The 22,022-nt window shown below is 53.3% G+C and carries 22 protein-coding genes; 5 read left to right on the top strand and 17 right to left on the bottom strand.

Features of this window, described 5'->3' with window-relative positions; genetic code table 11:
* Positions 1–132 precede the first annotated feature (132 nt).
* Positions 133–1,551 (top strand): Si-specific NAD(P)(+) transhydrogenase, encoded by a 1,419-nt coding sequence (gene sthA, locus BZG23_RS13270; RefSeq protein WP_077579507.1) that lies wholly within the window; start codon positions 133–135, stop codon positions 1,549–1,551.
* A gap of 43 nt (positions 1,552–1,594) precedes the next feature.
* Here sthA and cysQ read toward each other — a convergent pair whose 3' ends face one another.
* Genes cysQ through gspC form a run of 14 tightly spaced genes read right to left on the bottom strand, consistent with a single transcriptional unit; the run spans position 1,595 to position 14,209 of the window.
* Positions 1,595–2,407, bottom strand: a complete 813-nt coding sequence (cysQ, locus tag BZG23_RS13265) for a 3'(2'),5'-bisphosphate nucleotidase CysQ (protein WP_046074427.1) — start codon at positions 2,405–2,407, stop codon at positions 1,595–1,597.
* A gap of 3 nt (positions 2,408–2,410) precedes the next feature.
* A complete protein-coding gene (nudE, locus tag BZG23_RS13260; RefSeq protein WP_046074428.1) occupies positions 2,411–2,965 on the bottom strand; it encodes an ADP compounds hydrolase NudE in 555 nt (184 codons plus the stop codon).
* Between the two features lie 42 nt (positions 2,966–3,007).
* Positions 3,008–3,754, bottom strand: a complete 747-nt coding sequence (locus BZG23_RS13255) for a type II secretion system protein N (protein WP_052708041.1) — start codon at positions 3,752–3,754, stop codon at positions 3,008–3,010.
* 3 nt (positions 3,755–3,757) lie between these two features.
* Positions 3,758–4,252, bottom strand: a complete 495-nt coding sequence (gspM, locus tag BZG23_RS13250) for a type II secretion system protein GspM (protein ID WP_077607216.1) — start codon at positions 4,250–4,252, stop codon at positions 3,758–3,760.
* Positions 4,249–5,493 carry a type II secretion system protein GspL gene (gene gspL, locus BZG23_RS13245; RefSeq protein WP_158011385.1) on the bottom strand — a complete coding sequence of 415 codons (1,245 nt, stop codon included), beginning with the start codon at positions 5,491–5,493 and terminating at the stop codon, positions 4,249–4,251. The genes gspM and gspL overlap by 4 nt, the downstream gene beginning before the upstream one ends.
* Positions 5,462–6,466 (bottom strand): type II secretion system minor pseudopilin GspK, encoded by a 1,005-nt coding sequence (gene gspK / locus BZG23_RS13240; RefSeq protein WP_077607214.1) that lies wholly within the window; start codon positions 6,464–6,466, stop codon positions 5,462–5,464. Before gspK ends, gspL begins: the two co-directional genes overlap by 32 nt.
* Positions 6,463–7,101: a type II secretion system minor pseudopilin GspJ gene (gene gspJ / locus BZG23_RS13235; RefSeq protein ID WP_077607213.1), complete on the bottom strand. Its 639-nt coding sequence runs from the start codon at positions 7,099–7,101 to the stop codon at positions 6,463–6,465. The genes gspK and gspJ overlap by 4 nt, the downstream gene beginning before the upstream one ends.
* The gene (gene gspI / locus BZG23_RS13230) at positions 7,085–7,462 is read right to left on the bottom strand and encodes a type II secretion system minor pseudopilin GspI (RefSeq protein WP_227486554.1); all 378 of its coding nucleotides are present in this window, start codon (positions 7,460–7,462) and stop codon (positions 7,085–7,087) included. Before gspI ends, gspJ begins: the two co-directional genes overlap by 17 nt.
* Positions 7,443–8,009 (bottom strand): type II secretion system minor pseudopilin GspH, encoded by a 567-nt coding sequence (gspH, locus tag BZG23_RS13225; RefSeq protein WP_158011384.1) that lies wholly within the window; start codon positions 8,007–8,009, stop codon positions 7,443–7,445. Before gspH ends, gspI begins: the two co-directional genes overlap by 20 nt.
* A gap of 1 nt (position 8,010) precedes the next feature.
* Positions 8,011–8,469 (bottom strand): type II secretion system major pseudopilin GspG, encoded by a 459-nt coding sequence (gene gspG, locus BZG23_RS13220; protein ID WP_046074434.1) that lies wholly within the window; start codon positions 8,467–8,469, stop codon positions 8,011–8,013.
* Positions 8,470–8,473: 4 nt separating this feature from the next.
* Positions 8,474–9,709, bottom strand: a complete 1,236-nt coding sequence (gene gspF / locus BZG23_RS13215) for a type II secretion system inner membrane protein GspF (protein ID WP_077607211.1) — start codon at positions 9,707–9,709, stop codon at positions 8,474–8,476.
* Entirely contained in the window at positions 9,709–11,235 is a 1,527-nt protein-coding gene (gspE, locus tag BZG23_RS13210; RefSeq protein WP_077607210.1) for a type II secretion system ATPase GspE, read from the bottom strand. Before gspE ends, gspF begins: the two co-directional genes overlap by 1 nt.
* Positions 11,232–13,226: a type II secretion system secretin GspD gene (gspD, locus tag BZG23_RS13205; protein ID WP_198532180.1), complete on the bottom strand. Its 1,995-nt coding sequence runs from the start codon at positions 13,224–13,226 to the stop codon at positions 11,232–11,234. The genes gspE and gspD overlap by 4 nt, the downstream gene beginning before the upstream one ends.
* A 56-nt stretch (positions 13,227–13,282) precedes the next feature.
* Complete coding sequence (gene gspC, locus BZG23_RS13200) at positions 13,283–14,209, bottom strand: type II secretion system protein GspC (protein WP_077607208.1); 927 nt, start codon at positions 14,207–14,209, stop codon at positions 13,283–13,285.
* 226 nt (positions 14,210–14,435) lie between these two features.
* Between gspC and hslR the strand changes: the two genes are divergently transcribed.
* The 4 genes from hslR (at position 14,436) to BZG23_RS13180 (ending at position 19,674) form a co-directional block, all read left to right on the top strand.
* Positions 14,436–14,840: a ribosome-associated heat shock protein Hsp15 gene (gene hslR / locus BZG23_RS13195; RefSeq protein WP_108743741.1), complete on the top strand. Its 405-nt coding sequence runs from the start codon at positions 14,436–14,438 to the stop codon at positions 14,838–14,840.
* Positions 14,841–14,874: 34 nt separating this feature from the next.
* Complete coding sequence (hslO, locus tag BZG23_RS13190; protein ID WP_046074438.1) at positions 14,875–15,750, top strand: Hsp33 family molecular chaperone HslO; 876 nt, start codon at positions 14,875–14,877, stop codon at positions 15,748–15,750.
* Positions 15,751–16,072: 322 nt separating this feature from the next.
* On the top strand, positions 16,073–17,701 hold the full coding sequence (gene pckA / locus BZG23_RS13185; protein WP_046074439.1) for a phosphoenolpyruvate carboxykinase (ATP): 1,629 nt from the start codon (positions 16,073–16,075) through the stop codon (positions 17,699–17,701).
* Between the two features lie 128 nt (positions 17,702–17,829).
* Positions 17,830–19,674 carry an AsmA family protein gene (locus tag BZG23_RS13180; protein ID WP_077607206.1) on the top strand — a complete coding sequence of 615 codons (1,845 nt, stop codon included), beginning with the start codon at positions 17,830–17,832 and terminating at the stop codon, positions 19,672–19,674.
* Here BZG23_RS13180 and BZG23_RS13175 read toward each other — a convergent pair.
* From BZG23_RS13175 to BZG23_RS13165, 3 genes are read right to left on the bottom strand one after another with little or no spacing between them, the layout of a single operon-like run.
* Positions 19,671–20,615 carry a bifunctional GNAT family N-acetyltransferase/hotdog fold thioesterase gene (locus BZG23_RS13175; RefSeq protein WP_077607205.1) on the bottom strand — a complete coding sequence of 315 codons (945 nt, stop codon included), beginning with the start codon at positions 20,613–20,615 and terminating at the stop codon, positions 19,671–19,673. The genes BZG23_RS13180 and BZG23_RS13175 overlap by 4 nt on opposite strands.
* Positions 20,616–20,642: 27 nt before the next feature.
* Positions 20,643–21,077, bottom strand: coding sequence for a D-aminoacyl-tRNA deacylase (gene dtd / locus BZG23_RS13170; RefSeq protein WP_046074442.1), 435 nt, complete (start codon positions 21,075–21,077; stop codon positions 20,643–20,645).
* Positions 21,049–22,017: a virulence factor BrkB family protein gene (locus BZG23_RS13165; RefSeq protein WP_077579495.1), complete on the bottom strand. Its 969-nt coding sequence runs from the start codon at positions 22,015–22,017 to the stop codon at positions 21,049–21,051. Before BZG23_RS13165 ends, dtd begins: the two co-directional genes overlap by 29 nt.
* Between the last annotated feature and the right edge of the window lie 5 nt (positions 22,018–22,022).

Below are 22,022 nucleotides of genomic sequence, written 5' to 3'. Positions count from 1 at the left end.
CCAGGCAGTGTTCCCCATCGCGGCGGCGCGGATTTGAACACAGATTTGCTCGCGAAAGTTAACCTTACGGATAATAAGCGTTAAACTGGTCATAAATAGATGTTGCAATAATGAAAATAAGGTCTGAACCCTATGAGCAAGTCGAGCCCTCGCCCGCAAGATCATTTTGATGCGATCGTGATAGGTAGTGGCCCCGGTGGTGAAGGTGCCGCCATGGGTTTATCCAAAGCGGGTAAGCGGGTGGCAGTGATTGAGCGAGAAAGCACCGTTGGCGGTGGCTGTACCCATTGGGGCACCATCCCGTCTAAAGCACTACGCCACACTGTCAGCCGGATCATTGAATTCAATCAAAGCCCTATCTACACCCAAAACAGCAAGAGTATCCACAGTACTTTCTCACACATTCTCAGCCATGCTGAATCGGTCATAGGCAAACAAACCCGTATGCGCCAAGGGTTCTATGACCGAAACCAATGTACCCTGCTCCATGGTAGCGCCGAATTTGTCGATGCGCATACCTTAACCGTGCATCATAGTGATGGCAGCGCTGATACCTATACAGCCGATCACTTTGTGGTTGCTACCGGCTCTCGCCCTTATCAACCCGCTGACGTGGATTTTTCCCACCCACGCATCTACGACAGTGACTCCATTTTGTCGTTAGCCCATGACCCGCGCCACGTGATTATTTATGGCGCAGGCGTGATTGGCAGTGAATATGCGTCTATTTTCCGTGGGCTCGGGGTCAAAGTGGATTTAATCAACACCCGTGATCGCTTGCTGTCGTTTTTGGACAACGAAATCTCTGATGCTTTGTCTTATCACTTTGGCAGCAGTGGTGTCATGATCCGCAATGATGAGACCTATGAGCGCATTGAGGGCACCGACGATGGCGTGATTGTGCATCTGGAGTCAGGCAAAAAAATGAAAGCAGATTGCCTGCTGTATGCCAATGGCCGTGCAGGCAATACCGATAAACTCAATTTGTCCTCGGTCGGCCTTACACCTAACTCGCGTGGGCAGCTCGACGTTGATAGCGAAAGCTACGCAACAGAAGTGGGGCATATCTATGCCGTCGGTGATGTGATTGGTTACCCTAGCCTTGCCAGTGCCGCTTATGATCAAGGGCGCGTGGTGGCCGAAGCCATTTGCCAAGGCAACGCCAACGTGCGCTTGATTGAACACATCCCCACGGGGATCTATACCATTCCAGAAATCAGCTCAGTGGGTAAAACCGAGCAAGAGCTCACCGCAGAAAAAGTCCCGTATGAAGTTGGCCGCTCGCTATTCAAGCACTTAGCACGCGCACAAATCGCGGGGATGGATGTCGGCAGTTTAAAAATCCTTTTCCACCGCGATACCCGCGAAATATTAGGCATTCACTGCTTTGGCGAGCGCGCCTCGGAAATCATTCATATCGGCCAAGCGATTTTTGAGCAAAAAGGCGAAGGGAATACCATCGATTATTTTGTGAATACCACCTTCAACTACCCGACCATGGCCGAAGCTTACCGGGTGGCAGCCCTCAATGGCTTAAATCGTTTGTTCTGAACCGGTCATAAAAGAAAACGGCACCTGGCGGTGCCGTCAATCATTACGATGCCTGCAGTATCGACGACCACGCGAGCGACTCATCCCCCAACACAATAAAGTTAGGGTTCTGTAATGAGTCCCGTTCGTTGTAAGACAAGGCCCCGAGCTCTGTGCTCAGAATACGTCCACCCGCTTGCTCAACAATGCATTGGGTAGCGGCAGTGTCCCACTCCCCCGTCGGCCCTAGGCGTAAATAACAGTCGACCGCGCCTTCTGCGACCAAGCAGGCTTTGAGTGCCGCGGAGCCTAATGGCACCAAATCATAATTAATTTCAGGTGCCAGCTTTTCGGTGACTGCATGAATATCTTGACGGCGACTGATAGCGATAGAGAGTGAGGTAATCGTCTCTTCTCGCTTCATTGTCGAGATGCGATGCATTTCGCCATCTGGGGTGATTTTCCAGGCCCCTTTGTCTTGGCAAGCATAGTAGGTCACCCCGGAGACGGGGGCATAGACCACGCCCATGACGGGATGGTTGTCCTCCACCAGCGCGATAATAGTGGCGAAGTCACCACTGCCTGCAATGAACTCTTGGGTACCGTCGAGGGGATCAATCAACCAATAGCGCTGCCATTGCTGACGGTCGCTTAATGGCACACCACAGTCTTCTTCTGATAATACGGGGATGTCTGGCGTCAACGCGGTGAGCTTTTCCGTGATCAGCTTATGTGCCGCCAAATCAGCACTGGTTACTGGGGTTTGGTCACTTTTAGTGATCGCTTCAAAATCACCGTCTTGGTAAATATCTAAAATAACCTGACCCGCAGAGCGAGCAATATCAATCACCTCGGGTAACAACTCAGGCAATGCCATGCCTCACCTCTCAGATTGTAAGTACTTCAGCGCCATCATTAATGCGGTGATACTGCGCGCTTCACAAAAATCACCGTGGGTGAGTAACTCTTCCGCTTGGGCAAGTGGCCAACGAATGATTTCAAGCGGTTCAGGCTCATCCCCTTCCAAGCTTTCTGGATACAAATCACGTGCCAACATCAGCGTCATGCGGCTAGAAAAGTACGACGGTGCCAGAACAACCTCTTTTAGTGGCACTAGCTCACGGGCACCTTGCCCAATTTCCTCTTTCAGCTCCCGCACTGCCGCTTGCTCGGGCGCTTCACCCGGGTCAATCAGTCCTTTGGGAAAGCCTAGCTCATACTGTTCTGTGCCTGCGGCATATTCGCGTACCAGTAAGAGGTCGCCCGATTCGGTCACCGGCACCATCATCACGGCATTACGCCCCGACGGTTTCATCCGCTCATAGGTACGCTCGACGCCATTACTAAAAATCAGCTCCAGCGACTCCACTTTAAACAAGCGAGAAGTGGCGACCACCTGCTTAGACTGAATGTAAGGAAGTTTACGCTGCGTCATATCGTGATTTGCCACCCTTTTTGATAAGCCTATCAGGCCTTGTTAGCCGCGAAAAGAAAAGCGATAGCGTCCTTGATTATCCGGTGCACCCAACCAAGAGAGAGGTGCTTTCATCGGCTCAGGATAGGCCGGCCCCGGCTTCAGCCATCCTGACACAGAGTATCGCCCAGACGGTGTAATTGACAATGAAAACTTATTACTCAACGAGGGGGAATCGCCTTGACCCTGCGCCGCGACACCTTGGCCATCACAGGCGAGAGAAGCACGCAATGGAATATCATTGAGCCGCCCTGAGGGCAGGGTGAGTCCGGCCTGCTGCCACTGAATCTGCCCCGCTAGCTGCTGACACCCTGACTCGGCCAACACCGCCTCGCGTACAATCACATCAAGCCGGCCATCAATCGCCACACTCGGTGGCAACGCCACCGAACGGGTCAGCAGATGCGCGGGAGCAGAGAGCAAGGTTTGAGAAAGCGTTAGCTCGGTGCCATTAAAGCCCACCACGCTTTTACCACTGACACCTTGAGGGCTTTGGACCTTTATCGCGGCTTCCAGCGTGGCGCTGGTCAATAACCGGTGCCAATGGAGATCCCATTGTATTGGGCCGACAGCCTGATCTTGCCAACGCAGTTGCCTGACTTGCCCCTGCCACACGGTGCCGTTGATCCCACTCAGCTGTAGCTCGGCCGGCAAAGGCGCTAAGCGCAGTAGTGTTGCTGGGGCGTGCACTATCGCACTCACAACGAAAACCAATACACACCCCACCCCTATCAGCGTTTTCTTCCACATCGTTTACCGCTCCAGCTGCAGTCGGGTTACTTGCACCACACCGGCCGTATCGGTCGCTTCAGTGCTCAGGCGAGCGACTTGAATGCCATGCAGCTGAGAGAGTTGCTCGATCCACCGTAGTAATTGGTTAAACGGTAGAGGTTCGAGCCCCAATTGCACGCTGTCCTCCCCAGGCTGCAACCGTGTAATGGTAAGATTAAACTCACCCGCACTGGCCGCGATCACTTGGTTGAGCGGTTGGCTTCGACTGGCCACTGCTTGGCGACTGCGTCCAGACTGTGAGCGCAATTGCATGATGTGATTGCGCTTTTGTTGTAGCTCATTGTAAACCTTTCGCTCACTGACCAATGCGGCGCGCGCTTGCTCCGCCTGTGTCTGTATCGGCACCACGATGCCCCAATACAGCAAACTTAACAGCAGCACTCCCGCCGCAATCAACACGAGCCGTTGCTCGCGCAAGCTGATCGACTGCCACTGAGACTGAATACGTGCGATCATGATTGGCTCCTTAGGGTAAATTCACCGCTGACCGTCTCACCACTGCGATTAAGCTGCCCCAAGTCTGTCGCATAATGCTGACTCAAGGTGGCACGTAAGCGCTCAAACTGCGCGAAATCATTGCCGGTTGCTCGCAGTATCAAGGCTTCTCGATTGGCTTGGTAGCGTAGCGACTCGAGCTCGATACCAGGTACATCTTCCAGTAGAGGAGCCAGTTCGACCAGCCAGGGTAAAAGCGCCGCATCATGTTGTTGGTTTTCTAGCCGAGCTATCTCTGCATCCATTTGCCGCATCATGTATGAGCGCGTCGGGATCCGCTCGTACTCGGGCAAGGTTTGGCGAAAAAGGGCTTCACTTTGTCCCCGTAATGCGCGGGCTTGCTGCTGGGTGTCACGAATCGACAGCCACTGCTCGACGCCAAGCAATCCAGCCATGGCGATCAACAGACAGGCTGCGGGCAAAAAGGGTCTAAGTGTCTGCTTGGTTTGGCTTTGAGGGCGATATCCGCCGGTCAATAGGTTTGCCGTCACGCCATGACTCTGCACCGCTAATAGATGCATTGCGTGATCTGACTGCCACTCGACAGTGAGCGGTAACGCGCTTAAGGGATTATCAGCCTGTGGCTTGTCGTCGCCATAGCCTTTGATAGTGAGAGAGTCGGGCTGCTCAGGTGACAGGGTTTCCTCACTGTCTTGGCGGTGTTGCCACCAAGTCTGCCCCCAAAAGGCGAGCCAGTCCGCCGAGCCTACCACGCCTTGATTTGCACTAAAACGGCACAGCCACTGTTCACCCAATGCCAAGAGTGAGAGCGAGTCAGACGACCAAGGCACACAAAGCACATCGGGGATCCACTGGCGAGCATCAATGCCTGCCTCATCCAGCGCGTGTTGCCAAGCTTGCATTTGCTGGTGCGCTACCACGGCGACATGTGCGGTGTCTGCCTGGGTGTCAACAATACTCACATGTACTGCTTCCACCTCTTCCGCCAAGGCTTCCTCGAGCAAGTAAGGCACCACCTTGTCGCGTTGGCGCCGTGAGCCTGGAGGCAATGTTACCGAGGTTAATGTCAGCCACGTGCTGTCCACCAGCACCACCACTCGCCGCGTTTGTGCTTGCTCGGTTAACGCTGACAGTTGCTGACAACTGCCGCTCTCAACCACTTGGTTATCACTGGCACGAACCTGCGCCCAATAAATGGGCTGGCTGGCATCACTGATCCTTATTATCAGTCGCTCGCTCACGCATTCCTCCGAACCGACGGCGCAAAACAGAAACCTCGCCATCGTCTTGATAGTGCAATAGTGCCTGGATGTGACGTTGGGCAGAGGCCACCTGCACATCGGCTTGTAATAAAAAGAACTCGCTGGTCACGCTGAGATGGGACACGACTCGCTCTCGCTCGGCGTCATCAAACTCGGTGAGGTTCAAGGTGTCGATAAACGCGGCCACACTTTTCCACCCTTCCTCCGGCCGCTGGGCAATCACCTGCTGGGCTTGTTCCACCGGTAACGCGGAGGTAAATAGGGCTGAAAGCAAAGGCGCTTGCTTCTCGGTTAAGGTATTCACATTGACCTTAAGCTCAGCGCTAGGCAAGGCGCAAAGCTGAGGCGAGGCGCGCCGAAACACATCACCATTAACCCCGCGCACCGCACGCCACTCACTCACATCGGCCAGCAAAGCATCCGCCGTCACATACGCAGGCTGCACGCTTTCATAATGCGCATCTTCCGCCCCGAGAGACTGATCCAGCTGATTGTTTTCATCAATAAAATCACGGCTTGCCTGAGCAATCACATCCGCTTGATAATCCTCTTCCACATACTGCCCCACTAGCGCCCGTAATACGGTGACCTCATAAGGGGTCGCCCCACCCACTTTGGCGCCACGTAACTGTAAACTATTGAGGTTAAAACAGGCGCTCGCATCTTGTAAGTGTCCACTTACTTTTCCGCCATCCAGCGGAAAGGTTCGAGCGGGCTCTGCCCAGGTTTGACTAAAGTTCACCGTTTCACTGCCTGCTAAGCTCTCGCGCAATACCGATGCCGCCAAGCCTTCAACCGCATTGCCAAACCAATACGCTTGCTGAAAATGCAGCTGGTTTTCGGCGCGGTGGTAGTTGGTGTATAACCGCGCCGCCATGCTTCCGGCAATCGCGGTCATCAGCGCCATGATCATCATCACCACCAAAAGGGCGGCGCCCTGCTGACGATTCATTGTGCCTCCCGCTGCAGTGGTGCCGGCAAGGTTTGCCCCGCCACGAGATAAGTGCGCACTAACCGGCCATAGCGGGGATGGGTAAAGCGCACTTGAACGGCTTTCGGCAATGCATGTTTGGTATCAAAACTGTCTTGCCAATCCTGTTTGACGTAGAAGCGAAAGGTCAAATCATCAATATCACTGAGCAGCGTCGCCACCGCGGGTTCATCACTCGCGGCTTGGTCTGGGTAACGCCACCGCAAGCGTTCCAGCTTGCCATCTCTCTGACGGTACCCGACCGCTACCACTTCTCCGCGTGGAAATCGCATTTGTGGGTTAATCCAGCCCGTACGGGTAAAACGCACACCCATCCCATCACTTTGTAATACCTCTGAACCCGCGATGAGCAACTGTTCTGTTGGCGCTTGTCCTTCGACCCGCTGACGTCTTGCCGCCATTTGACGAAAGTCACTGTCCATGCTCACCAACGCGCGCTGCAGTTCCTGTAAGGTCTCACCCACCTGCTGAGACTGCTCGTCACTGCGCTGCACGGTTTGCAGTACTTGGTATGCGGTCAGACTAATGCTGGCGAATACCACTAACGCCAACAGCACTTCCAATAAGGTAAATCCTCGTTCAACGCGTGGCGACATAGGTCCTCACGGTCACTAACGGGTTATCGGTCTCTGCGGCGGCAGCCACTGACATATCAACCGCACGTAACTGGCCCGTTTCTGTGGCGACTGGCACCAACTGCCATTGCCATTGTTGCCCCGCCATCTCGGTGGTGCCTTGTGTGGCTTTATCTGGCACCTTAGCGCTGAGCACCACCTCGGCGAGTTGATTATCCGCCACCATAGCGGCTAAGGTTTTTTGTTCTAAGCGACTCAGTGAGCGGGTGTGCTGTCCAGTGGCTTTCATCACACTCAGCGCCGCCACGGCAAAGATCGCCACCGCGACTAAGACCTCAAGCAAGGTCATTCCCTGCTGCGAGTTAGCGCGTACTAACATCATCACCCTCTCCTGCACGCTGCCAGGTAAACTGCGCCAGTTCATTCGCTTTGAGCTGCCAGGCCGCACGGCCATCTGTTTCAATCATCAGGGTAAACGGTGTCAGCTCACCATTGGGCAGTAGCCAGATTTGCGGTGGCGCCACCGCCTGCTCATCGTCTTCGTCAAACAAATCCTCAAACAGCGGCTTATCCTCGAACAACCTATCTTGTTGCTGCCAACCAAAGCCATCCATAGTTAAGACAAAGCGGCTTTGCTCTGGCAGGCGGCCTTGGGTCGCCCAGCGGTCACTGCTAACAGGTTGCCATTGCTCTTGTCCCAACACTAAAAGTTGATAGCGCTGTTGTTCGATACGCACGCCATAGGTGCGTCCTTCCAACCAACTTTGCTCTGCCCACAGCTTCATCCGCTGATACAGTGCTTGCCCGGCTTCTTGTGTGCGGGTGTCCGCCGACTCAGGCATAACCATTATCACGCCTGAGGTGCTCACCGCGACGATGACGACCACCAGCAGGATCTCTAATAAGGTAAAGCCGGCCGCTTGACGCATGTTATTGCAGCTCGTTGAGGTTCCAGTTACCAATGTCTTGGTTGACCCCTTCCCCACCTTCTTGGCCATCAGCGCCTAAAGAAAAGATATCAACAACACCGTGCTCGCCTGGGCTGACATAGCGATAGTCATTGTTCCACGGGTCTTGCGGCAGACGTTTGATGTAACCTTGCGCGGGGTAGTTACGGGGGACCGGATCACTTTGTGGCTGGGTCACTAGCGCGTCTAAGCCTTGATCGGTGGTGGGGTACTGATTGTTATCCAATTTGTACATATCCAGCGCATTTTCAAGCGCACTGACATCCGCCACCGCTTTTTTCACCGCGGCTTTGTCTTTGTTGCCCAGCAAATTTGGGGCAACAAAGCTGGCTAGCAGGCCAATAATCACCACCACCACCATGACTTCGAGCAACGTGAAACCTTGTTGACGACGCATTTCTTTCTCCTTGTTAAAATTCATAAAATCACAAACCGACCATGTCATTCATGGCAATAATTGGCATCAAGGTGGCCACCACGATAAAAAGCACTAACCCGGCCATCATTACAATCATTAACGGGCCAAATACTCCCAGGGCAACATTGACTTGCGCCTCAAAATCTTTGTCTTGGTTATCGGCTGCGCGTGAGAGCATCGGCTCCAGCTCGCCACTGCGCTCACCGCTAGCAATCATATGTAGCATCATGGGAGGGAACAGCCCTGACTGGTCGAGCGCAACACGTAAGCTGGCCCCCTCGCGCACTTTATCGGCCGCTTCTAATACCCGCTTGCGCACATATTGGTTAGTGATCACTTGCGCAGCGACCTTGATCCCATCCAACAATGGGATTGCGCTGGCGGTACAAATCGCCAATGTCCGAGCAAAGCGTGATGTGTTCAATCCGCGCGCCACTCGACCCAGTATCGGTAACGCGAGCTTTTGCTTATCCCAGGCAAGATGACGCTGGGTGTCTTTCAGCAATAGACGAATCCCCATACTGACAAGAACCAGCCCACCGAGCACCCACACGCCCCACTGAGTGATAAAGTCACTGGCGTTTAAGAGAAATTGGGTTGATGCGGGCAGTGATTGCCCGGTTTGGACAAATTGACCAACGATATCAGGCACTACCGTTGCCAACAGGAAGGCGACAATCAGTACCGAGAAAAATGTCAAAATCGCCGGATACAGCATGGCTTGCAACAAAGTGGCTTGAATGCGTTGACGGTTTTCCACATAGTCCGCAAGGCGTTCGAGGACGGTGCCCAAGTGGCCCGCTTTTTCACCGGCTGAAATCATCGCCCGGTAGAGTTCGTCAAAGACATTGGGGTAATCCGCCAACGCATCGGCGAGTGTATACCCTTCCATCACTCGCGCGCGCACACTGGTCATCATGCTGCCAATTCGCGGCTTCTCGGCCTGCTCTGCCACCGCTTTTAAGCACTCCTCCAGAGGCATCGCCGCCTCAATCAAGGTCGCCAACTGACGGGTGATCAGTGACAGCTCCTGGGTGCTAATACCGCGCCCGCGCTGACGAAAAAGCGGCTGAGAAGCCGAACTTTTTTGTGTCGCACGCTTACGGGTAGTGGCCTGGACATCGAGGGGAGTAAAGCCCTTGTCGCGCAATTGTTGCCGCGCTTGGCGTGCCGTATCGGCTTCAATCACGCCCTTGCGTTTGCGCCCTCGTGCGTCCAGTGCTTGGTAGTCAAAGGCAGCCATTAACTCTCCTTGGTCACTCGCATCACTTCTTCCAGGGTGGTTTCCCCGTTCAGCACTTTGGCCAAGCCGTCATAGCGGATACTGGGGCTTTGCGCCCGCACCGCCTCCTCGATGGCATGCTCACCGGCATCATGGTGAATCAGTGCTTGTACGTTCTCATCCACGGTCAACAACTCATGGATCCCTGTGCGGCCGCGGTAGCCTTTTTGGTGACAATGCTCGCAACCACTTGGTTTATATAAGGTGATGGTTTCGCCTTGATTGGCAAGCCCCACATCTGCAAACAATTGTTGCTGCGTTGCGTCGGCTTGATAGGGCACTCGGCAGTGTTCGCACAGGGTACGGACCAAGCGCTGCGCCAATACACCAAGTAGCGATGATGAAAGCAAGAAAGGCTCAATCCCCATATCGCGCAAGCGCGTCACCGCACCAATGGCAGTGTTGGTATGTAATGTGGACATCACCAAATGGCCGGTCAGGGAGGCTTGAACCGCAATTTGCGCGGTTTCTAAGTCGCGAATTTCCCCCACCATCACCACGTCAGGATCTTGACGCAACATCGCACGCAAACCGCGAGCGAAGGTCATATCGACTTTCGGGTTGACTTGGGTCTGGCCAATACCGGCCAGATCGAACTCGATCGGATCTTCAACGGTGAGGATATTCCGATCCTCACTGTTAATGGTTTGTAACCCTGCGTATAAGGTGGTGGATTTCCCCGATCCGGTCGGCCCGGTGACCAGTAAGATACCATGAGGCTTGTGAATAAGGGCTCGGAAACCTTGGTGAAGCGCTGGTGCCATGCCAAGTTGGGCTAAATCAAGTTGTACGGCATTCTTATCGAGTAAACGCATCACCACACGCTCACCGTGTGATGAAGGCATGGTCGACACCCGCACATCGACCGCACGGCCACCTATACGGACTGAAATACGACCATCTTGCGGCACGCGCTTTTCGGCAATATCCAGCTTGGCCATGACTTTCACTCGAGAGACTAACAGCGGCGCTAGTTTACGACTCGGAGAGAGGACTTCTCGTAACACACCATCAACACGGAAACGAATCGATAACGCATGCTCAAAGGTTTCAATGTGGATATCAGACGCACTTTCTTTGATCGCTTCCCCCATCATCGCGTTTATGAGCTTGATGATCGGGGCGTCATCTTCCGATTCCAACAGATCTTCACTTTGAGGCAACTCCTCCGCGAGAGAGAAAAAATCATCACTGTCTGCATCCGCGCCAATATCGGCCATTAGCTGTTGAGCATCTGCGCTATCGCGTTGATACAAACGGGTGAGATGTTGGTCAAAGTCACTGTTTGACACAATTTCAGGGGCACAACTTTTTCCTAACACCCGTTGAACCTCGGCAAGGGTGTTCGGTGTCACAGACGACAAACACAGTAGGCGTGCAGGCTCAGTGTCATTGAGTAATATCACCCCATGACGGCGGGCAAAGCCAAAAGGCAACTGCCAACGAGCGTCCGGATCTCGGCTGAGCTCTGTCGCGCGATCACTCATCCTGCTAGCTCCGCTTTTAGCGCGCGTACCTCGGCAGGCATCACTGCCTCGCTGTCATAGTCTGGCAGCACCGGCTTTTCGGCATCCGGCATCAGCTTCACGCCGTCTTGTGCCCGTAACAGCTGCTCAGCTCGAATATAGTTGTACTTACGCTGCGTCACGCCATCCGCCGTTAAGCCGGTACGAATAATGGTCGGCTTGATAAACAGCATCAGATTCTTCTTTTCAGTCTGAGTCGAGGTCGATTTAAACAAGTGACCTAGCACGGGAATATCTCCCAGTACAGGGACCTTGGACTCACTCTCTACCGTGCGTTCATCAATCAAACCACTTAGCACAATCATCTGTTGGTCGCCTACCATCACGGAAGTGGTCAACTGGCGCTTGCCAAAGCGCACATCCACAGCACCACTCGCGCCAAGTACGTTAGACACCTCCTGCTCGATATCCAATAGCACCGCCGATCCTTCATTGATTTGAGGGGTCACCTTCAGCTTGATGCCAACATCTTTACGCTCGACCGTTTGGAACGGGTTATCGTTATTCGAGCCAGTTTGCGAGCCGGTGATGACGGGTACCTCTTCCCCCACCACAAACGAGGCTTCTTGATTATCCAGTACCATCAGATTGGGCGAAGACAGAATATTGGATTCATTGTTCGAGGCCACTGCTGTCACCAATGCCGTCCAATCGCCCATGATCACCCCAGCCGCGAGGCCATTTAGCCCCCCCAAGACTTCATTGAGCGCCGAGTAATCACCCGATTCAGTCACTTCGACTGGCGTTTCAACTCCATCGATGATTCGAGTTTCGGTACGTGTTCTATCTTTGGTGGCTTCTTGGCCGCCAAGATAACTCGAAATCCCCACCCCTGTGTTATTAAACTGAATGCCGCCGTTTTCGAGCGACCCCCATTGCACCCCTAAATTGGCCCCATCGGATTCGGACATTTCTACAATCAGTGCTTCAATCAAGACTTGCGCACGGCGAATATCAAGCTGAGAAATCACGCTCTCAAGGGTTTTCAATATATCGGGCGGCGCGGTGATCACCAGCGCATTGGTCCCTTGGTGGGCAGAAATCTGCACCGCCTGTTGTGTCGAGCCTGGCTTGCTCTTTTTCTCTTTTTCTTCCAGCAGATTATCCGACACCCCTTTGAGCACATCGACCACATCATCGGCTTTGGCATAGCGCAAGTAAATAACTCGGCTATTCCCGGTCGTCGCCATCTCTTTGTCCAACTGTCGGATCAGTTTTTTCACCCGCTCACGCACTTTTGGCTCGCCCGAAACCAAGACCGCATTTAGACGTTCATCGGCGACAATACGCGGTTCAAGCAATTCAGGGCGCGTATTGGCATTGTCCCGCTCATTCAGTGCATCGACAATACGCACCATTTCAGCGGCAGAGGCGTGCTCTAGGCGCACAACCTCAACCTCTTTGTCACCGGCTTGGTCAACACGTTGAATAATATCGGTTAAGCGATTCACCACCGCGGCGCGTCCGGTAATCATGATCACATTAGCCGGATCGTAGTGCACCACATTGCCGGCGCCGGCATTGTTGATAAGCTGACGTAAAAGAGGGGACAGCTCACGCACCGAAACGTTTTTTACCGCGACCACACGCGTGACAACTTCATCGCCCACCACGTTATCGGCTTCACCCACCACAGGCACGGGCGACGTTTTGGCATCTTTGTCGCGTACCACCTTGACGACACCGTTATCCATTTCCACCACGGCAAAGCCATATACTTCCAAGACATTGAGGAAAAATTGGTAGTACTGCGCTTCGGTCAACGTGTTGTAGCTGCGGACGTTGACCGTGCCTCTCACGGAGGGATCGACAATGATGGTCTTTTCTAGGTTACGGCCCACAATTTCAATAAATTCCTGAATGTCAGTGCCTTTAAATGATGCACTGAATTCCGCCGCGCTCGCCGACAGCCCAGAGAAAAGAAAAGTCACAGCGATGAAATAGGGGATCAGTCGTTGCCTTAAATTCACGTCACGCTCCTACTGCCGCGCGCAGCGGTGGTTGTAATTTATAATTGAATCGAGATGTCATGTTGCTGTCCTTGCCGCTCGACCACCAGATCAAGCGTGCCCTGTTGTTGAATGCGACTGAGAATGTCGGGCAGTGCCACCGAACGACTGAGCTTGAGGCCATTAATCGCAATCGCGATGTCTCCTGGTTGCAAGCCAGATTGTTCAAACAACACCGGGTTTTTCCCAGGGGTGAGACGAAAGCCTTTCAGCGCCTTGGCATCACCCACTTGCGCGAGCTGCACATAATCAAATAGACGCTGAGGATTTTGATTGAGCTGCTGCGCAAGATTGACCGGCCAGTCAGCGCTGGCTGTCTCATGGGGAGCGGGCTTTGGGGGCGCCACCTCCCCTTTTGACGGTGAAAAGACGGTTTGCGGCGTGCTATCCGCCTCTACGCCTGGCATCAACAATGCCTCTCGCCGTGTCCCCTGGCGTAAGATCACCCGATCTGACAACACCTGGTCAATACTGACTTGGGTGCCGTTCACCTGCTCACCCACCCCATAGGTGGCCTGCTGGCCGCGATTGGCGATCACCGCCAACGCGCGGGATGGTTGGTCACTGGCCACCACCCCTACCAAGGTTAATTGCAAGCGTGTTTCCGGCACCTCGCTCACTGCTTGTCGACGCTGCGCCTTTGAGGTTTGATAACGCCCGAAAAGCTGGGCATTGATCACAGGTGCAAGAGACAGCCTGTTCCCGGGGGATTGAGAGGTGGACGCTTCGTGCATCACAGGCGACTGCGTAGGAGGCGCAGGCTGATAAAAAGCCCACACCAGACGACCTGCCAACCATGCGAGCACGCAGGCTAGGCCAATATTGAGCCAAGGGGCAGCGCGACGCAGTGTGTGTGGCGACAAAGAGAAGCGATTATGTTGGCGTCCTGCCTGAGAGATCATGCCTTTTAAACCAATTTGGGTCACCGTTTATCCATTGATGGCTTTTTTTGCCAGCAAGTTCCATCATTAGATTACGAAAAGCTGGGCATACTAGCAAAAACACTGTGTGATAGTGAGACTTTTTCAGTCATAGACCGGTATTTTATCGAAGTCATCGACTGGACGGGCAGCGGAACCACGATGCTGTGATACTGCTCTAAAGTAAATTTTGTGCTAATGTCGCCGATCCAGATTGCGCAGGAGTTGGATGATGAAAAACCACGCATCAACGCCCTTGATGGCGGTCAGGTTAGATAAATGGCTATGGGCTGCCCGTTTTTACAAAACGCGCTCCATTGCGCGCAATATGATTGACGGGGGCAAAGTGCAGTACAATGGCCAACGTGCTAAGCCGAGTAAAATGGTAGAAGTCGGAGCAGAGATCCGCCTTCGCCAAGGCAATGATGAAAAAACCGTCACTGTCATGGCGCTTTCGGAGCAGCGGCAGGGGGCGCCGATCGCGCAAACCTTGTATAAAGAAACCGAGAGCAGCCTCGCCAAGCGCGAGCACGAGTCAGAAATGCGTCGCTTAAATGCACACAACCCACGTCCTGATGGGCGGCCGGATAAAAAGCAACGCCGAGATATTCGTAAATTTAAACAAGGCATAGATTAAGGTCGCATTCGCGCCATTGCCGGAGAGAGATTGCATGTCAAACGATCAACTACACCGTTACCTATTTGAAGATGTGTCTGTTCGTGGTGAGCTGGTCAAGCTCGATGACACCTATCAGCGCATATTGGAAAACCAAGATTTCCCGGCGCCGGTCAATGCCTTGCTGGGAGAGATGCTCGCCGCGACCAGCTTATTGACCGCTACGCTCAAGTTTAACGGCTCAATCACAGTGCAACTGCAAGGCGATGGGCCTGTCTCTCTCGCGGTGATTAATGGGGATCACCACCAGCAGCTGCGGGGAACGGCTCGCGTCAAGGGCGAAGTCAAAGACGATGCAACCCTGCCGGAGATGATGGGCAAAGGCCAACTCATCATCACCATTGAGCCTGTCGATGGTGAACGCTATCAAGGGATTGTCGGTCTTGAGTCTGACAACTTACAAGCCTGTCTTGAAGATTACTTCGCCCGTTCCGAGCAACTGATGACTCGCCTTTGGTTGCGCACGGGTGAGCACGACGGTAAGCCCCATGCGGCTGGGATGATGCTGCAAATCCTGCCAGATGGCAAAGGCGACAACAGCGACTTCGAGCATCTGGCTCAGTTGACTGAAACCATTAAAAACGAAGAGCTATTTAGCCTGTCTGCTAAAGATGTGCTGTATCGTTTGTACCACCAAGAAAAAGTCACGCTGTATCCAGCGCAAGAGGTGGTATTCAAATGCAGCTGCTCACGTGAGCGCAGTGCCAGCGCGATCGCCGCCATTGAGCGTAGCGAAGTGGATAAAATGGTGGCTGAAATGGGAACAATTCATTTGCATTGTGATTATTGTGGCACAGACTACGCTTTCGATAGTGTTGATGTTGCAGCTATTTTCGAGCAAAACGCGGATTCTTCCTCACAAATGCAGTAACAGCGTGCTACATTTTTAGCGCTCCGAAGCAAATCCACCTGACGGAGTTCAAAAGCCAGCATTATGCTGGCTTTTTTCTTATTCCTACCCGACTTAACTCACATTTTTTCTCGCATTATTTTTGTACAAACAATAATAGGTCTTTGGGTAGCGCAAACGATTAACTAAGCGTTACCATGTCTATGACATGGCACCTGGTGGTCCGTACCCTACAATCAAAATAACCCCAGTGTGCAGTCTTATATGGAGTCAGTCCCTGAAATCACATATTCAGGTTGCTAGCACAAAGACAGTTAACAACATCTTACCCCAAGGAGCACCTATGACTGTCCTGAACGTCGAACCCGAGGTCGCTGACATCGATCTTTCCCGTCATGGTCTGGAAAATGTCAAAGAAGTCATCCGTAACCCCTCTTATGAGCAACTGTTCGAGGAAGAAACCAAACCTGGGCTGGAAGGCTACGAAAAAGGCGTGGTGACCGAGCTCGGCGCGGTGGCGGTAGATACGGGTATTTTTACCGGCCGCTCACCAAAAGATAAGTACATCGTCCGCGATGACACCACCCGCGATACCATTTGGTGGTCTGATCAAGGCAAAAACGACAACAAGCCGATTGACCAAGCGGTATGGAAAGATCTGAAAGCCCTCGTCACTGATCAATTATCAGGCAAGCGCCTGTTTGTGATTGATGGCTATTGTGGCGCCAACCCAAATACCCGATTACGTATTCGCGTGATCACCGAGGTAGCGTGGCAAGCACACTTCGTGAAAAACATGTTTATCCGCCCAACCGATGAAGAGCTGAAAGACTTTGAGCCCGACTTTGTGGTGATGAACGGTGCCAAGTGTGTCAACACCAAATGGCGCGAGCAAGGTTTGAACTCGGAAAACTTCACCGTATTCAACCTCACCGAACGCATGCAGCTCATCGGCGGTACCTGGTACGGCGGCGAGATGAAAAAAGGCATGTTCGCGATGATGAATTACTTCTTGCCACTGCAAGATATCGCCTCGATGCACTGCTCGGCGAACATGGGTAAAGACGGTGATGTCGCCATCTTCTTTGGTTTATCCGGCACCGGCAAAACCACCCTCTCTACCGATCCCAAACGCCAGCTGATTGGTGATGATGAACACGGCTGGGACGACCATGGTGTGTTTAACTTCGAAGGCGGGTGCTACGCGAAAACCATCAAGCTCTCGAAAGAAGCAGAACCCGATATTTACAACGCCATTCGCCGTGATGCATTGCTGGAAAACGTTACCGTTCGTGGCAATGGCACCATCGACTTTGACGACAACACCAAAACAGAAAATACCCGTGTCTCCTACCCAATTTACCACATCGATAACATCGTTAAGCCGGTATCAAAAGGGGGGCATGCCAACAAGGTGATTTTCTTGTCGGCGGATGCGTTCGGTGTGCTGCCCCCGGTGTCTAAGCTGACGCCAGAGCAAACCAAGTACCACTTTTTATCTGGTTTTACGGCTAAGCTCGCGGGCACTGAGCGTGGTATTACCGAGCCCACACCAGCGTTTTCCGCCGCCTTCGGTGCCGCCTTCTTGACCTTGCATCCGACCAAGTACGCAGAGGTGTTGGTCAAACGCATGGAAGCCGCCGGCGCGGAAGCCTATTTGGTCAACACTGGCTGGAACGGCTCAGGCAAGCGGATCTCCATCAAGGATACGCGTGCGATCATTGATGCGATTTTAGATGGCTCCATCGAAAAAGCGGAGACCAAGTCAATTCCAATCTTTAATTTGGAAGTGCCCGTCTCACTCGACGAAGTGAGCGACGGCATTCTTGACCCGCGTGACACCTATGTCGATCCCCTTCAGTGGGAAAGCAAAGCCAACGATCTGGCACAACGCTTTATCGATAACTTTGAAAAATATACCGACACCCCCGAAGGAGCCGCGCTGGTCTCAGCCGGACCTAAGCTAGACTAACCCCCTGCCCCCGTATCGCGCGTACGATATGGGGGCCTCTTCCCCGACCGAGATACTGGCTAATAGTTGAAGTGACGACACTTTTGCGCCAGTCTTATTGCTACTGATTGCCTTGATAGGGTTGGTTCATGCGCATCCTGGCCAAACTGTTCGCCAGCTTTTTCATTCTCTGTGTCACCGCATTATTGGTGTTAGCAGTCCTCTTTCACACGCGCTACAGCACCGCGCTGTTTCATCATGTCGTGTCACCTTTGCTGCCAGGCGATCTCTCCGCCAAACAGGTGGTCTATCATTGGCGTCAGCCACTGAGTTTGATCCTCACCAAGCCTAACTATCACGTCGGTCCGCAACACTGGCAGGCCGACCGGCTGCGCGTACAACTTGATGCTACGCGGTTGCCACACATTCACTGGCTGCGGATTGATGGCCTGTCTATCGATCTGACGGGCCGCACGCCACCACCTAGCCTAGAGATGTTGCCTGCGTCCCTGCAAATCGGTCGTATCTTGTTCAACGACCTAAATCTCATTGGACGAGATTGGCAAGCGCACCAAGTGAGTGCCCAGCTTGATAAGTGGCAAAAGGGCGACTCACCATGGGGATCGGTCCGTGGTCGCGCGCAATGGGAAGCCAAACAGATCGATTGGCACGACCTAACGGTCTCTGATGCCCTCCTAGATGCCCAACCCTCGCCAAAAGGCTGGCAACTCAATGGCGTCTCATTTGAATGGCAACGTGCTGCCTTTAGCGCCCAAGGGCAATGGCAACCTGGTGCACTCGCCTTGAGCCAATTGACCATTAGCAATGCCATTGTAGATAGTGAGCAAACACAACAGCGGCTCCGCGAAGCCTTGTCACATTGGCCGTCCAACACCCAGGTCACCATCGATCGTGCGGACGTCCGTCAACTCAGTGCCGAAACGGATCATCTGTCGGTCAATGCCCTAACCTTTTCGGCGGAACAATTAGCGTTTACCCCTCAGTCGCCTTGGTGGCATCAACCTCAGCTACGCGCCTCGTTTAATGCCGACTATATCCGTTGGCAAGGGCAAACGTGGGAGCAACCGTTAGGGGAGCTGGAGCGTCGCGGTGATACGTGGATAGTCAATCAATTCACCAGCCAGTGGCATGAAGGATTTATCGCGCTTTCCGGCCAATTTTCGCCCCAGGTTTGGCAGATAGACAGGCTACGCGCCAATGGCCTCACCCTCAGCCGCGAACGGCTTAGGCCGCTGATAGGCGCATTGCCAGATTGGCCGCCACATATCGTCATTACCGATCTGTCGCTGAAACACAATGAGTGGTTAGCGTTATCGCCAGGGTTCCCGATCAAGGTGGATGGCATTGATATCGATGGGCGCGATCTGCGTCTGCGGCATGACACGCAGTGGCAATTACACCATGGAACACTAACCGCGAGCGCCAGCTATGCCAGCATCAATCAGCAGTGGCTGGCTGAACCCTACTTACGCGTAGAAGCGAGCGATGGGCTCGTCAATCTACGTCAATTATTACTGGGTTTTTCCGATGGTCAGCTTGCTGCCTCCGGCCAGTGGAATTACAACACGCCGAGCCTACCATGGTCATTCCAAATTGACGGCCTACACGTCCCCTTATCCCTTTATCAATCATGGTTTGACTGGCCGCTGCCTTTAAGCGGGTTTCACGATCTTCAAGGGCAATGGTCTGGGCTGGCGTCTGATACCGAAAGTTTCAACGTGGGGTTAAATGGCACCCTTGCGGTTACCCTGCTGAATGGTCACGCGGATGTCACGCCAGATAAAGGCTGGCCAGAACGAATGTCTGGGTGGTTTCAAAAAGCGCCAACCCAGCAACGCCAGTCGCGGTCGTTCCCGTTTGAACAACTTTCTCTAAAAGCCGACCGTGGCCATATCACGGGTATTCTTCAGGGGGACACATCCGTGTCGATTGATTGGCCGATTTATCAAACCGCCACCCCAAGTGTACGTTAACGCAGTAGTGCCAACTGAGGGGCAGGCTGTGCGGTGGCGCCATCGTCTGATGGCAGCAACACATAAGTGCCGGTAAACACGCCGGCCTTATCGTCGCCACTAAAAAACTCGACTTCGAGCGTAACACGCGCCCGACGACCGTTTTCCAGCCTATCAAGCTCACCGCTCAAGTTATCCAGCGATACACTCGCCCTTGGCCGCTCCGCCACCGGGCGACGATAACGAATGTGGCTGTCTGCGAGGACAATATCCGCACTGAGTTGACGCTCTTTCATTAACAGCCACACCATTCCCCAACCCGCGAGCGTGGCAAGACTAAAAATGCTGCCCGCAAACATGGTGTGACGCGGATTCAAATTGGCATTTAAATTGGCACACACTTCAAAGTGATAGCCGGTGAATTGGCTGATCTGCACCCCCATTTTATCGCTGATAGGGATTTGTTCTTGCCAGCGCTGCTGCAGCTCGGTACACCACTCAGGATGACGTACCACATCAGACAAAGGGTCTAAGGGTTTCACCATCTGTTGATGACGAATCGGCCCGCGCTCATCACTGAGATCCCCCTGACGAATGAAGTCATGTTGAACATAAAAGCTTACCGCCTCTTCTCGCGCACTGCACACAAGACGCTTGGCCCCCTCTTGCCGGGCCAATGACTCTAGTGCCATTAATATGAGCGCCCCGAGGCCACGATTACGAAAATCGGGAGAGACCGCCATATAACGGATCTGACCATCGTTGTCTGGGGTTAAGTAAAGACGMCCRATGGCRACRGGGTCATCATCACTGTCGACAATCATGCGATGACAGGCATTGCCATCGTAGGCATCACGCTCTGAGCCGCGCGGCGCATGCCAAGGCTCGCGCAACATGCGATAGCGAAAGTCATAGTAACGCGCAAGCTCTTGCTCTGTACGTGGCGTGACGATTTTAAACATGCCTATCTCTCCCTGTTAGGCGCACATTTATACCTGAAGCCAGAAAGTCACCGGCCCATCATTGACCAAGCTCACCTTCATATCTGCAGCAAACTGACCGGTTTGCGTCTTCACGCCAGCCTGTTGGCAATCATGGCAAAACACCTCATACAAGCGTTCCGCTTCGGCGGGCGAGGCCCCTGAAAAACTTGGACGCATTCCTTTTTTCGTGTCAGCCGCGAGGGTGAACTGAGAGACCACCAGTAACGATCCCCCTGCCTGTGACACATTGAGATTCATTTTTCCTTCGTCATCTTCAAAGACGCGATAACCGCGCACTTTATGCGCCAGCTTGGCTGCCTGAGTCTCGGTGTCGCCTTTCTCGACACCTAGCAGCACGACCAAGCCTTTTCCTATACAGCCCACGCGAGTGCCTTCTACGGTCACATTGGCTTCACTCACGCGTTGAATGAGGGCGATCATGGGTTTCCTCTTTTTCAATGGTTAAAGGGGGAGATGACGCATCCAGAGCGCTCGACCCAAAATGAGAAGCGTCGCCCTCCGCGCGCGGCCACCAACGTTCAGACTCTCTCAGCGTCGCCGTCACTTGGGCACCAAACAAGACGATACACCAACTAAAATACACCCAGACAAAGAGAATGGGTATCACCGCCAACGCGCCATAAATCAGTTGATACGAGGGAAAGTGCGTCACATAGAGGGCGAAGACTTTCTTGCTTAATTCAAACAGGATACTCGCCACCGCCGCCCCGGCAAAGGCATGGCGCAGACGCACGCGCGTATTGGGGACCAACGTATAAAGCCCCATGAAGGTCAATGTGGTCAGGATAAAGGGCAAAACGCGCAATAAGGTGGTAAACAAATCATTGGCAATCCCGCTTTGTAATAACGACAGCGAGGTTAAATAGGAGCTCAACGCAATACTGGTGCCAATAAGGATTGGCCCTAAGGTGAGCACCATCCAATAGATGGAAAAGGCGATCATTGTGGGTCGCTTGGTCTGAATTTTAAAGGTGTGATTCAGGCTTTTGTCGATGGCGGAAATCAGCATGATGGCCACCACAAACAAGAAACTCACCCCCACTGCCGTCATTTTACCGGCATTAGCAACAAACTCATTGAGGTAGCGTGCCACCACCTCGCCAGCAGCCGGCACAAAGTTGTTAATCACAAACTGCTGTAACGTCTCACCCACCTCTGAAAAACCAGGAAAACTCGAAAAGGCGGATAAAACCACGGTCACCAAGGGGACCAAAGATAATAGGGTCACATACGCCATATGGCCCGCACTCACCGTGAGCCGATCTTCGCCCATACGCCGCCATAAATGGGTCAGCATCGCCATCAACCAATGACGATAATGACACCACCTTTTCTCATCCAGGATCCCAATTTTGCGCATCCTTC

The sequence above is a fragment of the Salinivibrio sp. ML290 genome (assembly GCF_001995695.1).
Lineage (GTDB): Bacteria > Pseudomonadota > Gammaproteobacteria > Enterobacterales > Vibrionaceae > Salinivibrio > Salinivibrio siamensis.
Note: the sequence above shows the minus strand (reverse complement) of the source record. Positions and strands in the feature narration are given on the sequence as shown.